At 38.8% G+C, this 16,719-nt stretch carries 11 protein-coding genes; 1 reads left to right on the forward strand and 10 read right to left on the reverse strand.

Translation table 11 applies throughout. From position 1 onward, the window contains the following. Window positions 1-9 precede the first annotated feature (9 nt). From AC1TO5_RS03385 to AC1TO5_RS03405, 5 genes are all read right to left on the reverse strand, one after another. The gene (locus AC1TO5_RS03385) at window positions 10-903 is read right to left on the reverse strand and encodes an ABC transporter permease (protein ID WP_482061811.1); all 894 of its coding nucleotides are present in this window, start codon (window positions 901-903) and stop codon (window positions 10-12) included. Between the two features lie 302 nt (window positions 904-1,205). Further along, the gene (locus AC1TO5_RS03390) at window positions 1,206-2,780 is read right to left on the reverse strand and encodes a response regulator transcription factor (RefSeq protein WP_482061365.1); all 1,575 of its coding nucleotides are present in this window, start codon (window positions 2,778-2,780) and stop codon (window positions 1,206-1,208) included. Beyond that, on the reverse strand, window positions 2,781-4,565 hold the full coding sequence (locus AC1TO5_RS03395; protein WP_482061366.1) for a cache domain-containing sensor histidine kinase: 1,785 nt from the start codon (window positions 4,563-4,565) through the stop codon (window positions 2,781-2,783). It lies immediately after the preceding gene. A 199-nt stretch (window positions 4,566-4,764) separates the two neighbouring features. After that, on the reverse strand, window positions 4,765-7,575 hold the full coding sequence (locus AC1TO5_RS03400; RefSeq protein WP_482061367.1) for a glycoside hydrolase family 3 C-terminal domain-containing protein: 2,811 nt from the start codon (window positions 7,573-7,575) through the stop codon (window positions 4,765-4,767). Window positions 7,576-7,603: 28 nt separating this feature from the next. Next, complete coding sequence (locus tag AC1TO5_RS03405; RefSeq protein ID WP_482061368.1) at window positions 7,604-9,946, reverse strand: glycoside hydrolase family 95 protein; 2,343 nt, start codon at window positions 9,944-9,946, stop codon at window positions 7,604-7,606. Between the two features lie 264 nt (window positions 9,947-10,210). Here AC1TO5_RS03405 and AC1TO5_RS03410 point away from each other — a divergent pair, with 264 nt between their 5' ends. Then, window positions 10,211-11,416 (forward strand): MFS transporter, encoded by a 1,206-nt coding sequence (locus tag AC1TO5_RS03410; protein WP_482061369.1) that lies wholly within the window; start codon window positions 10,211-10,213, stop codon window positions 11,414-11,416. Window positions 11,417-11,505: 89 nt separating this feature from the next. Here the strand turns inward: AC1TO5_RS03410 and AC1TO5_RS03415 are convergent, their stop codons facing one another. The 5 genes from AC1TO5_RS03415 to AC1TO5_RS03435 all read right to left on the reverse strand — a co-directional run bounded on the left by AC1TO5_RS03415 (window position 11,506) and on the right by AC1TO5_RS03435 (window position 16,689). Beyond that, the gene (locus AC1TO5_RS03415) at window positions 11,506-11,814 is read right to left on the reverse strand and encodes a phage holin family protein (protein ID WP_482061370.1); all 309 of its coding nucleotides are present in this window, start codon (window positions 11,812-11,814) and stop codon (window positions 11,506-11,508) included. Window positions 11,815-11,917: 103 nt separating this feature from the next. After that, window positions 11,918-12,166, reverse strand: a complete 249-nt coding sequence (locus AC1TO5_RS03420) for a hypothetical protein (protein WP_482061371.1) — start codon at window positions 12,164-12,166, stop codon at window positions 11,918-11,920. A 46-nt stretch (window positions 12,167-12,212) separates the two neighbouring features. Beyond that, window positions 12,213-14,942 carry a glycoside hydrolase family 2 protein gene (locus AC1TO5_RS03425; protein ID WP_482061372.1) on the reverse strand — a complete coding sequence of 910 codons (2,730 nt, stop codon included), beginning with the start codon at window positions 14,940-14,942 and terminating at the stop codon, window positions 12,213-12,215. 11 nt (window positions 14,943-14,953) lie between these two features. Continuing rightward, complete coding sequence (locus AC1TO5_RS03430; protein WP_482061373.1) at window positions 14,954-15,721, reverse strand: carbohydrate ABC transporter permease; 768 nt, start codon at window positions 15,719-15,721, stop codon at window positions 14,954-14,956. Between the two features lie 92 nt (window positions 15,722-15,813). Beyond that, a complete protein-coding gene (locus AC1TO5_RS03435; RefSeq protein ID WP_482061374.1) occupies window positions 15,814-16,689 on the reverse strand; it encodes a carbohydrate ABC transporter permease in 876 nt (291 codons plus the stop codon). Window positions 16,690-16,719 lie beyond the last annotated feature (30 nt).

The raw sequence follows: 16,719 nt of genomic DNA on the forward strand, positions 1-16,719 counted from the left end.
TTCCCTCCTCTAGATGATAGATTCTTTCGTAACCCTTTTGTAAATAAAGTTTGCAAGGAATACGAGAATGATACTAACTACAGAGTTGAAAATACCAATCGCAGTACCGTAAGAATATCTACTCAAATTAATACCGTAATTCAAGGCGTATAAGTCGATGACTTCCGCATAATCATTGACGAGCGGATTGCCGAGTAAGAACTGCTTCTCGAAGCCAATACTAACAAGATGACCGATAGAAAGAATGAATAGTACCATAAATGTCGTTCTAATACCTGGCAATGTAATATGCCACATTTTTCTAAAGCGTCCTGCTCCATCAACTGTTGATGCTTCGTACAACTCCTGATCGATACCAGACATTGCCGCTAAAAATATAATAGAGTTCCAGCCTGTTTCTTTCCAAGCATCTGCAAAGGTTACAATAGACCAGAACCATTCTCCTTTGGCCATAAATTGAATCGGTTGATCTATAATGTGTAAACTCATTAGAACATCATTAATTGCTCCGCCATCCGTAGATAGCATTTTTGTAACGATACCTGATACGACTACCCATGATACAAAGTGAGGTAAGTAGGCAATCGTTTGAATCGTTCTTTTGAAAAATTGTTGGCGTAATTCATTAAGTAATAGTGCAAAGATAACAGGCACTGTAAAACTAACGATCAAACCCATTGAACTCATGGCTAATGTATTACGTAATACTAAGTAGAAGCGCTCATCTGTGAACAGTTCAATAAAATGTTTAAGTCCGACCCAATCTTGATTCATAATTGAATTTCGAGGTCGATAATTTTGGAAGGCCATCAGCCATCCCCAAATTGGAACGTAACTGAATATAACGACCCATATAACAAATGGCATAGACATTAGATACAAATATTTTTGTTGAAGCATCATTTGCCAAAACTTTTTCCCTTTGCTTACACCAATAACGTTCACTGTATCTGTTGCTTGTTCTTTCATTCGGCTTCCTCCTACTACAATAATCCTTCTGACTGCTTCTTTGATAGTTTTATAATAGCCGATATAAAATAGTGATAACACCATACAAATTTGCTATAAAATCATATCAAAAACCGACTTTTACATTAATAATTAGTGTTTTTATATAAATCAAAGCGTTTTCAACACAAAAAAATAGAGCTAACTATGTGTTAGCCCTAAAATAATTATTACTCACTTGATTTTTTACTTATATATCAAAGCCCGCTTTTTGAACTACCTTTAATAGTGCTGGGTTTATATGCCGATGGAGAGACACCCTTATACTTCTTGAATTTACTATGGAAATAATCTACATTAGCGTAGCCTACACGCTCAGCCACCTGATGTACTTTGTAGCCTTCCTGCAGCATCGTAATCGCTTGCTCAATTCTCACATTGTCCAAATAAGTATTAAAGCTATCCCCTGTATGGCTTTTGAACATTTTCCCCAAGTACCCACTATTATAATTGAACAGCTCAGCCATCGTCTCTAAGCGCAAAGGATCGGCAAAATTCCGATCAATAAAATCGATCATTTGCTTCATAACATTTGTATTCGTGCTTTCTGTAATCGTTAAACGGTTCATTAACGAAGTGAGTTGGAGCTTCAATTGATCTAACATAAGATGATAATGATGAGTCAAATAAAGCTGAGTGACAAGCTTTAAATCATCCTCCAGCGCCAATTGCGGATGCATTGCCGAGATTCGATTCATGACCATCGTTAACAACTGTGCCCAGCTCGATTTCATTTGTTGTTCTGTTTCGCAATATTTTCTCAACGTATTAGCCATTTGATCCAGCAACTCATCTAACATTATTTTGTTGCCAACATCGATAACATAGAACAATTTCTGCGACATTTGATCAATATATTCCGACAATGGGAGCTCTGAATGACCACTCTTATCGAAACGAACGATTTCAGAAAGCTCAAACAAGGCATTAGCATGCATAAAGAAGCGGTTTTTCAATGTAGCTTTTAATTCAACAAGCTCCTCGTACAATGGCATTAATTCCGTGTAGGCTCCACTCATTATCGCAACATATTGCGTTTTTTGCTCGCAAGCTCGTTCAATAATATAATTCAAACGCTCTTTTTTCGACTGATTCATCGACACCTGATGTATTAAAATACCGATATAAGCATCTGTCGAAAACACTAAGCCCCACTGCTGCTCTTCAACAAAGGTGACAAGCTGCTGCTTAACGACGTTTCGAGCCGTTAATGAATGTTCCCGACTATACGTATCAAGTAAAATAATATTCGCTTCTGTAAATGGAGCCGTAAATAGACGTTGCCAATTTTCTGTACTTAATTCAACTTCATGTAGCTGATGTTCCGCAAAACTTTTCAACCACTCTTCGCGCAGTAATGTTAAGGTTTGCGTACTAATAACGGCTTCATGCTGCGATTTTTTCAGTTCTTTACTAACTTTTTCAATATAAAGCGTTAGCTCATTCTCATCAATTGGCTTTAATACATAACCATCTACTTTATAACGAATCGCTTGCTGAGCATATTGGAATTCTCCATAACCACTCAAAATTAAAATTCGTGATTTGGCTCCTAATTGCCGCAACTCGCCAATTGTCCGAATGCCATCCATTAACGGCATCCGAATATCAATTAGAATAAGATCAGGTGTATGTTCCTTATATCGTTCAAGCGCTTCTACTCCATTGCTAGCAACGGCAACTACGCTAAAGTCATATTGTTCCCACTCAATTAATGTTTGTAACCCTTGTCTAATCATTGGTTCATCATCAACAATCATTACTTTATACATCTAACTCTCCTCCATATTGATTGCAAATGAAACGGAAGTCCCTTCATCTAGCTTAGAATCTATGTGTAATCCAGCTCCAACTCCGTATGTCATAACTAATCTTTGATGTACGTTTCTTAGCCCAATACGAGACCCGTTTTCTTCCTCTGGTTCACTTATTGCTCTCATAACCTGCTGTAATCTATCGATATTCATACCTTGTCCATTATCGGTAATAACCACTCTCAATAGCGGTGCATTATACTGAATTGAAATATTAATTTTCCCGTCTACAACAACTTGATCCAATCCATGTACAACAGCATTTTCTACTATCGGTTGAATTAATAAAGGCTGTATTTTTTGTTCTAATGCACTTTCAGCAACATCAAATGTAAACGCTAGACGCTCAGAGCCGAAGCGGAACTTTTGAATTTCAAGATAACAACGAATGACTTCAAGCTCATCTGCCATCGAGATTGAACCAGTTCCTACCTCTAAGTTTTTCCGAATCATTCTGCCTAGCATTCTAACTATACTTGCAAGTTCCTTTTCGCCCTTCATATGGGCGTTCATCCGAATTGACTCTAGCGCATTGAATAGAAAATGCGGATTGATTTGGCTTGCCATCATTTTCAGTTTAATTTCTCGTTGTCTCAGCTCTAGTTGAGATTTCTGATTCTCACTATCACGAACACGATCCATTAGCGTCCGTATATTACTAACCATATTATTAAACTGACGAGATAGCAAACCTATTTCATCATTTCCGGAAATGTCAGAGTTAACACTTAGATCACCTGTACCTACTTTATTCATATGACGATTCAACGCCATAATTCGTTTGGATAGCAGTGAAGACGTAGCATAGATTAAAATCATCGAAATAAGAATACTAATTAGCATAACGCTTAACCCTTGGTAGGAAATACGATTCGCCCCACTAACTATACTATCAATTTTGAAAATCGACATGATCTTCAAACTATTCTGACTATACTGTGGTAACAGCTCCTCCACAATAATTTTTGACGGTTGCCCGTCTACTTTCATCTCGTATTGCCCAACCCCCCAATTGATGCGTTCACTTGCAAAGTCTAATTCAGATATTTCCTGACCTACGAGCCGATTATCCTTTGCTGCCACGATTGTATCTGAACTATCAATAATATACGTATCGAATGTTTCCTGACGTACAATCTTGTTCAACACTTCAGGTGATATCGTCATAACAAGAACACCATTCGTGCGGTATAACGGAAATTCTACCTTTCTTATTAGAGAAAGATAAGACTGATGTTTCTTTGTTTCGTCAGAAATGAATTCCCAATAAATATGTCCACTATGAGTCGTATAGTTATACCACGAACTTTCGGTAATGGGATCAGTAAGTCGAATAAATTCCCAGTTATCTAGCAATGAATTATTGCTTGTATAAAATTTAATGTTCACTATTTCATTATAAAGCTTCAAATATTCACGGAAATCATTGTATCCTTGAACCGCTTTAAATACTTCATAAGTATTTTCATATTGCGTGTTAATGACGTTAGTAAGATTCGTATCACTCATCAATATGCCAGATATATCAATGGGTCGTTGAATCGTACTTTCCAATTGCAGCTTAATACGTTCAACATTTTTATTCGATTGCTCTGTTGCTTGCTCAAGTACATGCTGGCGAAATTGTGATGTAAGATAGACACCGACAATAATAATTGGTACAAAGGCAACAACAATAAATGAAATAAATATCTTTTGTTTGATACGTACATTATCTAGCCGAGTAAGAAACTTTGATAGCATGATTTCTAATCCTCACTTGATGAAGTATATAATATGATCCTATACAAACACTATCGTATCATAACATAATAACCCATGGTACAACGAAGATGCTTCGTTACATCATGGGTTACTGTAGGGTAGTTCAAAAAGCGGACTTTGATAACGATGATTATGCTGACGTAGCATAATCGGCATCATGTAGACAGCGAACTTGAGTTTATTTTAACTTGAAGCCACTTATTTTCACGGAGCCTAGCAACTCAATTTCCAAATCATCATTCATTGCTTGTAGCTCTAATACAACATCAGACCATTGTTGCTCGCCCGAAGGAGCTACAGTAACAGAACCAACGACTGCACCTTTAGATTTCACTTGAAGCTGACCTCCAGCTTCACCGCCCACAACTCTTGCTTGAAGCTGAGCATGAGGTAAACTGCTATCTACATTTTCAAATACAATCGAACCTTGTTCACCTACTGCTCTTACACAAGTTGTCCCTTCCTTGGATTCATCCAAGTATACACTTGTATATTGATCATAATTTTCAGCACGTGTCCACACCGTAAGATTACGAGCAGGAATCACTTCACCTGCCAGTTTATGCGATTGCTCAACACGAATATCGGCAGAGGTAGAACCAACTTGGAAGTTGTAGCTTGCTTGTTCAAGTACAAAACGATCTCTAGTGACATCCCACATCTGCAATTGATCGATATGAATCGGTAATGTCAGTACTTTAGTCTCGCCAGGCTGTAATGTAACTCGCTCGAAAGCAACTAGCTTCTTAATAGGACGCTTCACACGTGAGCCTGTTACTGACACATAGATTTGTACAACTTCGTCAGCGGTAATAGATGAAGTATTGCTAACTGCAACGGTAGCATCCAATTGCCCCACTGCATCGAATGTCGTTGCTACATTGAAGTCACTATAAACAAAGCTTGCATAGCTTAGACCATGTCCAAATGGATATAACGGCTTATCTTCAAGATATAGGTACGTACGCTTGCTCTTCATAATATCGTAATCAAGCAAATCTGTAAGCTGCTCCTCACCTGTATACCATGTCATATTCAAGCGACCTGCTGGAGAAAAATCACCGAACAATACATCCGCTACAGCATTACCTAGCTCTTGTCCTGCATGAGAAAGATAGATGATTGCTGGAATTTTATCTGCTAAGTCTCCTAAGACGAATGGATATCCACCCACAATAACGACAACCGTATTCGGATTAACCGCAAGCACTTCTTCAATTAACTTCACTTGATCTGCCGCAAGCTCTAAGCTAGGACGATCAATCTCTTCTTTACCGTTAATAAGCGGATTGTTACCGACAACGACTATCGCTTGCTCAGCGTTGGCAGCAAGTGTCTTCGCTTCCTTCATACCATCCTTCACTACTGCAATAAGTAACTGGTCATCCGCTGTCGATACTGCTTCTTCATCAACAGTAATAACTTCACCGATGCTTTGTGGTAATTTAATCGCTTTATTATTCCAAGATTGAATGCTGTATAATTGATCCTGCTCTTCCTTCAAACGAATAACTTCCTTAACAAACCAACCGAATGCTTCATCTGCATTGGCTGCTAGATGCTTATCATCAGCTGTTGTTAATAGTTTATTCGTTGCTGTGCTAAGTAGCGTATAGCTACCACAATCCCAGTTCGTCATTTCAAATTGTTCAGCCGTTTCATTAACTGCCACAAGTTTCAATCTATTTTCATTGTCCGCATCAATGACAAAGCCTTGTTGCGTGGATGCTTTCGCCAAAGTAACGATATTATTACTAGAAGCAAAGCTAACAGATTTCCCTGCCAGTTTACGTTCAACCGCCTCTAGCACAGTTACTTTGTATGGTAATGTTCCTGCATACCAGTCACGGAACACGATATTAGCAAGAGGCCCAACTACTGCAACCGATTGAAGCTTGTCCGCTTGTAATGGTAAGATGTTACGCTCATTTTTCAATAGTACAACGGATGCTTTGGCAGCACGTAAAGCTAGCTCAGCATGCTCAGGTGCCATTAATTTAGACTCCGGTACATTCGCATATGGATTAAGCTCAGCAGGGTCAAATTCACCTAGCTTGAAACGAACTCTAAACGTATTGAAAAGTGCTGTATCAAGATCCTGCTCTGTCAGCAACCCTTCTGCTAAAGCTTCACGAATTGCATTGCAAGATTTTTCTTTGTCATCGGTAATACTATCGATACCTGCTTTAATCGAATGAGCAACCGCTTCTTTATAGTTATCATAATAATGATGATCATTCACAATTCCTAGTAAATCACCCGCATCACTTACAATAAAACCATCCATATTCCATTCTTCTTTGACAACTTTTTTCACATCATCAAGCAGAATAGTAGGCGTACCATTGACGGAATTATACGACGTCATCATCGACTTCGCCCCGCCTTTAACAAATGCTGGCTTGAATGCCGCTTGATAATATTCCTTCATATTACGAGGGTCAATACTCGCTGAACAGCTGCCACGATCAACTTCATTATTGTTACCAATAAAATGCTTCAATGTCGCAATAGATTTGTAATAGGTTGGATGATCGCCTTGCATACCTTGCACTAGACCAGAAGTTAGTTCTCCCGTAAGCACTGGATCTTCACCATAAGCTTCTTCTGTACGTCCCCATCTCGGGTCACGCTCCATATCAACAGTCGGCGCCCATAGAGTTAGCCCATTAACTTCTGGATTACGTTGGTAAAATATACGCGCTTCATCGCCAATAACAGCGCCGATTTCTTTCATTAATGGTGCATCCCATGTACAGCCAAGTCCAATCGGCTGTGGGAAAGATGTAGCTTCGCCTAGCCAAGCTAGGCCATGCGCTGCTTCAGTACCATGTTTGTAAGCAGCAACTCCCAAACGCTCGATTGCTGGCTGGTATTGCACCATCGATTCGATTTTTTCCTCAAGTGTAAATCTTGATACAAGATCTTTCACTCGATCATTAAGTGCTATTGTATGATTTTGAAACGGATATTGATTAGTTGTTGTCATTGGAGTCGCTCCCTTATCATCTATTAAACTAGTTTATTTGAACGATATATCGACTACCTGCTGTAGTAGATATAATTTGATCTGCTGCAAAGACTTGACCTGTCGTTTCATCAGTAATTGTAATGGGTTCGTTGTACGCTATTTGTAACGGTTGTCCATATAATGACTCTATCGTTGCAGTCATTAATAATCCATCGGTCCACTGCAAATCCACTTTAAATCCGCCCCGCGCCGTTAATCCATTAATTTCCCCAGCAGGCCACTCTCTCGGCAGTGTAGGAAGCAGCTCAATAATACCCCTATGACTTTGCACTAATGCCTCAACCATCCCCGCAATGCCACCAAAATTACCATCAATTTGAAACGGCGGATGTGCATCAAATAAATTCGGATACGTTGAACGAGCCAATAATGTACGGATGAATGAGTAGCATTGCTCTGGCATACGAAGTCGTGCATATAAATTAATGAGCCAAGCACAACTCCAGCCAGTATGACCGCCACCTTGTGAAATCCGACTCGCTAACGACTGCTTGGCCGCTTCGGTAAACTCAGCTGTATTAATCGTTGTGCCTGGATATAAACCGTATAAATGTGACACATGACGATGGCCTGGCTCTTGCTCAGCGAAATCGGTTGACCATTCTTGAATCCGCCTTGCTTCATTAATATGTAGCTTTGGCATTTTCGCTAATGCTTGTTCAACTTTCGCTCGGAAATGTTGATCGATGTCAAGAATCTGCGATGCTTCAATAATATGCTCGAACAATTCAGTGACTAACGTAACATCCATTGCCGAATTTTCGGCAACACTACTAATATCGTTATTACCATATATAAATTTGTTCTCTGGCGATGTTGATGGGCTGAGCTTCAAATTCCCTTGCTCGTCCTCTATAAGCCAATCAAGACAGAACTCGGCTGCACCCTTCATCACAGGATAAGCGCGCTCGGCTAAGTATGTCTGATCGGGATGGAATAGATAACGTTCCCATAAATGCTGCGTTAACCATACACCGCCCATTGGCCAAAATGCCCAGCTTGGATGACCTGCTGTTGGAGAAGACATTCTCCAAACATCTACATTATGATGAGCTACCCAGCCCGCTGCATTGTAGTGGACACGTGCTGTACGAGCACCAGTCACCGTTAAATCCTCGATCATCTGTAGCAGTGGCTCATGACATTCGCTCAAGGAAGTTAACTCTGCTGGCCAATAATTCATCTGAGTATTAATATTCGTTGTATAATCACTATTCCACGGTGATTGGATGCGATGATTCCATATTCCTTGTAAATTAGCTGGCTGTGTACCAGGTCTTGAACTTGTAATTAATAAATATCTTCCATAATGGAAATATAAGCTTTCTAGCGCCAAATCCTGCTCACCCTGCTTATATAGCTCTAAGCGCTCATCGGTAGGTAGATGATGCATCGGTTCGCTTTCTTTCAACTGAAATTGAACTCGCTCAAATAATCGTTTATGCTCAGCAATATGCGCTTGCTGAAGCTGTTCATAATTCATATCAGATATAGCCGCTAATTTGTCCATATTACTATGTGAAAGCTGTTCGTAGTTTTGATGAGGCTGCTTATCAAATCCATTAAAGCTCGTTGCAATTGAAATAACAAACACAATATTTGAACCATTTTCTACTGTAATTCCATTATCATCTACGGAAATTTCCCCATCTGAGAAAGCTTGTAGTTGCGCTTGGAATATAATCCCGCTTCCCGCTTCATATTGCACAGCAAATGGATGATCTCCCAAGTAATTATCAGCAATATGCGTTGGACATTTACTATTGACGATATGGCGATCATGCTCAACTGTTCGCTGCGATGGGTGAGGCAGATCAAAACTCGCTTGCAATGAAAGGGCTGCTCCGCCTTGAGTACGATAAGCTATAAAAAGTACATCATCAGTTGCACTTACCCAAGCTTCACGAGTATAAGTATCATTCCCATGAACCGCTACCGTTGTGGCAACGGCTGTTGATAGCTCTAAGCTGCGCTCATATTGCGCTACTTCATTAGGTGCATTCAACCATTCAATATTGAGGTCGCCAAAAGGCTGATAGGCTTGTCCATTTACTGCAAGCATCTTATTTTCGATCAATGTCTCGGCCTCAGCATACTTTCCTTGTGCTAGCAGCTCGCGCGTTGATTGCAAATGTCGAAGCGCCTCATAATTGTTCGTATCTCTGGGAAAGCCTGACCATAACGTATCTTCATTCAATTGGTACCGATCTTTGTTCACATTTCCAAATACCATTGCACCGATGCGACCATTTCCGATCGGAAGAGCTTCTTCCCATTCGGCTGCAGCCTGTCCATAATATAATTTAGTTGGTGATATATTTGTTGTCATAATGATCAATAACTCCTATAACTTTTCATGTACTCCTCGAACAGCTACTTAGTGATGAAAAGTAGCATCGGAAGCCAGTACTAAAATATATTGTATTCATATTAGCGCAGTTTCTTCCTCACAAACACCCAACACTTTATTGCAGTTTTCATATAGAAATTAGCTTTATTACTCGATTATGTGGAAAATTAACATTTTACGTGACAACCAATTTATGCGACAATGAAGAGATGAATATTTGTTACATCATGTGGAGGTTTATTAATGTCGTTACTACTTCGTAATCGTGGATCAATTTTATTATTAATGATCAATATTTTTATCATATTTGTCGGAATCGGTTTAGTGATTCCGATACTTCCTAAATATATGGAATTATTGCATATTAACGGTAGTCAAATCGGGTTAATGGTCGCAGCTTTTTCTATTGCTCAACTTATATTCTCACCTATTGCTGGTCGAATTTCAGATCGTCTAGGTAGAAAACCAGTAATTATTACGGGAATGATCATTTTTGCAATGTCAGAATGGATGTTTGGAGCATCTAACTCTATTCCTTTACTTTTTATTGCTCGCGCGCTCGGAGGAGTTGGTGCTGCTTTAATTATGCCAGCAGTACTTGCCTATGCAGCTGATATTACAACGAAGCAAGAACGCGCCCAAGGAATGGGCTTTATTAATGCAGCGATAACTACTGGCTTCATTATCGGCCCAGGTATTGGTGGGTTTGTAGCTCAATATGGCGTCAGAATCCCATTCTATGGTGCTGCAGTGGCTGGATTGCTCGCTGCGTTAGTTACATTTATATTTTTGCCTGCTCGTGTAGAAGTCGCCGACAAAGATGCGAATGAATCATTGCAGGATGACAAGTCTTCCATACCGCTTTGGAAACAGCTTGCACTTTCAGTGAAAGAACCTTACTTTATGAGTTTAATTATTATTTTCATTGCCTCATTCGGATTAGCGAATTTCGAGACAGTCTTTACCCTTTATATGAATGACAAATTCGGATTTAGTACCATTGATATCGCTTATATTATTACATTCGGTTCGATCGCTGGTGCGGTCATTCAAGCTACCGCGTTTGGCACAATATTGAACAAATTTGGTGAATTCAAAGTAATTACAGCTTGTCTATTAGCCTCGGCTTTATTTATCGTATTAACGATATTTGTCCATAAGTACTGGTTAATCTTCGCTGTCACTTTCCTTGTATTTTTGGCGATGGATATACTTAGACCTGCATTAGGTACATTAATGTCCAAGATGACAACAACAGAGCAAGGCTACGTCGCTGGATTGAATTCGGCGTATACAAGTCTTGGTAATATTATTGGACCAATCATTGCTGGTATGCTATACGATATTAATATCGATTATCCGTATTTATTAGCCGGTGTCGTTCTATTTCTATGCTTTGTCCTTTCAGCGGCAACAGGCCGTAAACATTTGACTGCGCCTTCGAATTAATCGTTATGTAAGTACTATATGAGAAATAGCCTTTATTACGAATGAGTATGCTAACATCGTAACTAAGGCTATTCCTTCTTCTATCTAGACTAATCACATTTACTTTTACTGTCAATTTCTTTTTTTCGATTCCACTGCCGATATAAATTATACACAAGAACAGACATTGCAGAAACGAGAATACCTTGAATGATACCATCAACAACTTTAGACGTTATCGCGATTCCAGCAATAATGCCTGCCCCTGTATTCACATATGGAATTAGCCAATCAGGTACCTTCGGCGTCGATTTCATCATCCATCCTAGAAATAATAAGACTGGGACAAGAATTAGCATTTCCGGTTCAATGTATTGCTTCACTAGAAGGTACAACTCATTATTGAAAATAAATTCCATTGCGCTCACTCCCTATGAAAAAATTATGCATTGATCACACATAATACTATATTCATAGATTGTAAGAATGAACGGGAATATACCTAGCTTGTCTGAATAAATATTACGGTTGTAGCAAAGCCCAAATTTCTTGGAACGTATCGCCTTCTAGCTTAAAATAGACGCTAGTATTACCATATATAACATAGCCTTCTCGTATAATAAACAAATTCACTTCTGTTCCATCGGATAATTCGAGTGTTAGCCGTCGATATTGTTCATTATTTCTGAAATCACCTAACTCTTCACCGACAATTTGACGATCATATGGCTTCGCTTCATAAAAAAAACAGTTGCCGAATATTATCGGCAACTGTTTTTTAGATATTTACTACATATTCATCATGTAAGTTCAATCGTTAAGCTTGAATCCCTTTATTAATAAGTTCATGAACAATTTGTGTAGCAATTGGCTGTTGTCCATACGTATTTAATAGTTTCCATGTTGTTAAGATAAGATTGCCTTCTCCACTTTTCTTAGCAATCATCGAACCACCGGCTTGACCGATCCAACCTTGGAAATATCCAGAAATAACTTGAGTAGATCTAGGGATATGCTCGTTACCAAACATATATACAATTCGGCCCATCGTGCCACCCAATTTGTTGTAGTTACTAAATGGAATGATGTAATCTGGATATAATCCTTCTACTTCCCAACCCATCTCTGGCTGCAAGGGAACATTTTCAAAGAAATCTACATCTACATAGTTAAAGGAAGAGGTACGATCCCAGCTTTCACCTTTATTCAATTCACGGAAAGTAAATTGACCTTTATCAGAAATATTATCTCCTTCCTCAGCTAAGAAGATAACTTTACCACCATTGTTGTAGTACGTCTGAATCGTAGCATCGTAACTAGTCGATAAAACAATTTGGGCAGATTCAATAGAATCTACTAATATCGCACCATGATTAACAAGCGATTGACTAAAGGCAGCTGGTAATCGATAAGCATGCACCTTAACATGCGATAGCTTTTGAACTGGTGAAATTGTTAATTCCTCTTCATTTTTCGCTACTACGACTCCATTAATAACTAATTTCAATTGTAATGCGTAGAAACCTGCAGCTTCTACTTCTGGAGTAGTAAACTTAATGACGTTATCTAGTTTCACATACGTATTATTTCCAGCTTGAATGATCATAGAGCCTGCAATGTCAGTTCCCGGAATTTCCCAATGCAGTATTCCATCCAAATTCACTTGATCATGATTGGAAATTATAACGTCAATGATCTGTTCCTTACCAACTTCTAGGTTATGATCCAAACCGTCTGCCATAACGATTAATCCACCATTAAAGTCCGCGGCATGATCCATTCCATACTTTAAGTTACGAGTATAATCTAACCAACCATTCGTCTCCCACTCTACATCGGTAAATTCAGTTACTACGTAACCATTAATCCCCGGATGCTTACGCATTTCTTCAATTAGTGATTTGACAGCACGATACATTCGTTTCTGTGATGATATCGATAAATTCTCCATATCTCCAAATACGCGATCCAACTGATATTTCTCGAAGTTAGCAAATGCATTAGGTGGTGATTTGAAATCTTCTCGATGCGTATCATCACCTTGGTTGTTAAACCAGAATGGTTCTTCGCCATAATGTTCTATCAATTTCTCAACGCTAGGTAGTCCCCATACGCCGAACTCAGAAATGATAATAGGTTGTCCATCGGGCTTATAACCGTCTACATAGTTTTTCTCAGGGTTTCCAGCCATATAATCATGAATATCTTCTTTCCATTCATTAATTTGTTCCGGCAAAGAGAAATATCGATGATAATCGTTCACATCTGTTTTCACATGAATCCAACCTGAGTTATCACAGATTAGACGAGTTGGGTCAAGGCGCTTAATATCATCGTACATTTGTTGTACATGAGCTTGTTTGGCAACGTCGTTGGCCAAATCCCATTCCAATCCCCATTCTTCATTATATAATGACCAAATAATGATAGAAGGATGATTCATATCACGCTTAATCATGCCATTCAGTTCACTAGAAAACCGCGCCTTACTTTGATCGCTCCACTTCACCGTATTTGGCGGTTCAGCCCAAATTAACATGCCCATAGCATCTGCCCAATATAAATATTGGGGTATTTCTATTTTGATATGTTTACGTAGTAAGTTAAAGCCCATCTCTTTTGCAAGTTTAATCTCATTCTGAATCCATTCATCTGATGGAGCGACATATATTGTATCTGGATAGTATGCTTGATCTAAAGCTCCACGAACAAATAGAGGTTTATGATTCAATAGTAATTGACCATCTTTGAAATCAATTTTACGCATTCCAAAATAGGTGTCAAATTCATCTATAACTGCACCGGACTGATTGTCGATAATTTTCACTACAAGGTCATACAAATTCGGTTGTTCAGGACACCATAGCTTCGCTTGCGGAATCGTTATTGCTATTTCACTATTAGCTTGCTGAATCTTATGGCTTGCTGTTGCTACACTATTTGTACGATCTTGATGTGTGTATACTTCATATTCAACACTAATATCTGCTACAGAATGGTTATTGATCAATGTATGAACTTCTATTTCTTGCACATCGATATTTGGATGAACATGTACTTGCTCGATATACTGCTCATGACGGAGTTCTATATATACTTCCTGCCAAATTCCACTTATACGTGTGTACCAGCTTCCCTGTTTCCCAATTGGAATCTCCGCATTATCTTGAGGATCATATACTCGAACCGTAATCGTATTATCTGAACCCAATTGAATCGCTTCAGTAATATCAAATGAGAACGGTGTGAAGCCACCTTCGTGATCACCAATATAAATATCATTGATCCATACTCTAGCTTGGAAATCTACTGCACCGAAGTATAAATGTGTACGTTTTTGATTACCGAGCTCTTCGATTTGAAACTTCCGTTGATACCAAGCTACCCCGCAATATTGAATATTCTCGATATCTGTTTGCCAGATATGAGGCACTTCTACTTCCGTAGCTTTCGGTAATCCACTACTTTGCCATTTGTAGCTTTCACCTTCATCTTTACGATCAATTTGAAATTCCCAGAAACCGTTTAAATTATATTGTTGTCTCATAATACCCTCCGCTATTTAATTCCTGTCATGGAAATTCCTTTAATAATATTTCGTTGGAACAATAAAAATACAATTAATGCCGGTAAACTTGCTAACACATTGGAAGCCATAGGAACTGCCAAATCTGTTGCAAACGTGCTTTGGAATGTCGGTACACCAACAGGCAATGTCATCATTGCTGTTTCTTGAGCGACTAACATCGGCCATAACAAGTTATTCCAAGAAGAGATGAAAATGAATATACTTACCGCAGCCATTGAACTTGTAGATAGCGGCCACACAATGGACCACCAAATACGGAATGTTCCTGCACCATCAATTCTCGCTGCTTCAAGCAGTTCATTCGGTAATTGATCAATGAACTGTTTCAGAATCAGAAAGGCAAGGGGGAGCATCATTCCTGGCCAGATCAAGGCGTTATAACTATTAACCCATCCAAGATTAGCGATCATCTCAAACAGTGGAACGACGATTGATTCCATCGGTACCATCATGCCAGCTAGAATAAGCGCAAACACAAATGTTTTCCCTTTGAATGGGATACGAGATACTGCATACGCTGCCCACGAACTTAATATTATAGTATTCGCCGTTTGTACTAATCCGACTAATACACTGTTGAGTGTCCAACGCCACATCATAGCTGTTCCATCTGGTTTCAGTACTCGTGCGAAACTTTCCAAAGTAAAGGGTGGTGCGATCAAGTTTTTAACTACCGTAACGGTAGATCCAGGTTCTTTAAAAGCAGATAGTATCATCCAAATTAATGGTAATAACATAATAATCATCAAGAAATACGCTAAGAAATATGACAGAATTCTATTTATCTTGCTTCGTTGAATTATTAACACAGCTATTCAACCTCTTTTCCTTAATCTTTCATCAAAAACTTAAATTGTACCAATGAAATAAATGCTATCGTTAAGAACAGTACAAATGATACCGCTGATGCATAACCCATATCCCATTGTCTAAAAGCAATTTGATAAATATAGTGCACAAGTGGAGTAGTCGTCGTACCTGGTCCACCCTTCGTAATTAACCATGTTTGACCAAATAATTTAAAGGATGATATCGATTGCAAAATAACAACTAGAGCAGTTACCCCTTTTAATGAAGGCACTGTAATATACCAGAACTTTTTCCAGCCGCTAGCACCATCAATATCAGATGCTTCATAAATATCTTCCGAAATTTCTTGCAACCCTGCTAAAAATAGAATCATATTAAATCCAACAGTCCACCAGATGGTAGCAATTAGAATGGATAACCAACCCATTTCCCAGCTTCCAAGGAAAGATATTTCCTTCATACCCAGTGATCTTGTAATTTCTGCGATTAGACCTGTACGAGATTGTAATATAAACAACCAGATACTACCCATTACCGATACGGATAACATATAAGGCATAAAATACATCGTTCGTAAAAACGTCGTACCTTTTAATTTCATATTGACTAATAAAGCAAGAATCAGACCAAGAATAACTGCCGCTGGTGTTGATATAATAATGAAGTAAATAGTATTACCAAACGAAGTCCAGAACTTAGGATCGACCATCATAAATGAATAGTTATCTAAACCAACAAATTTCTGTTCGCCGCCAAAAACACCGCTTTGGAAACTAGAAATAAAACCTTTAAATATCGGATAAATCCAAAACCATACATACAAAATCATAAATGGTGCCAAAAACAGAAGGGCAGCCACAAGCGTTTTATAGGAACGGAGTCTTGTAAGTTTCAATGATATCTCACTCCTTTAAAGGAATGGTGT

Source organism: Paenibacillus sp. Y930, assembly GCF_056786375.1.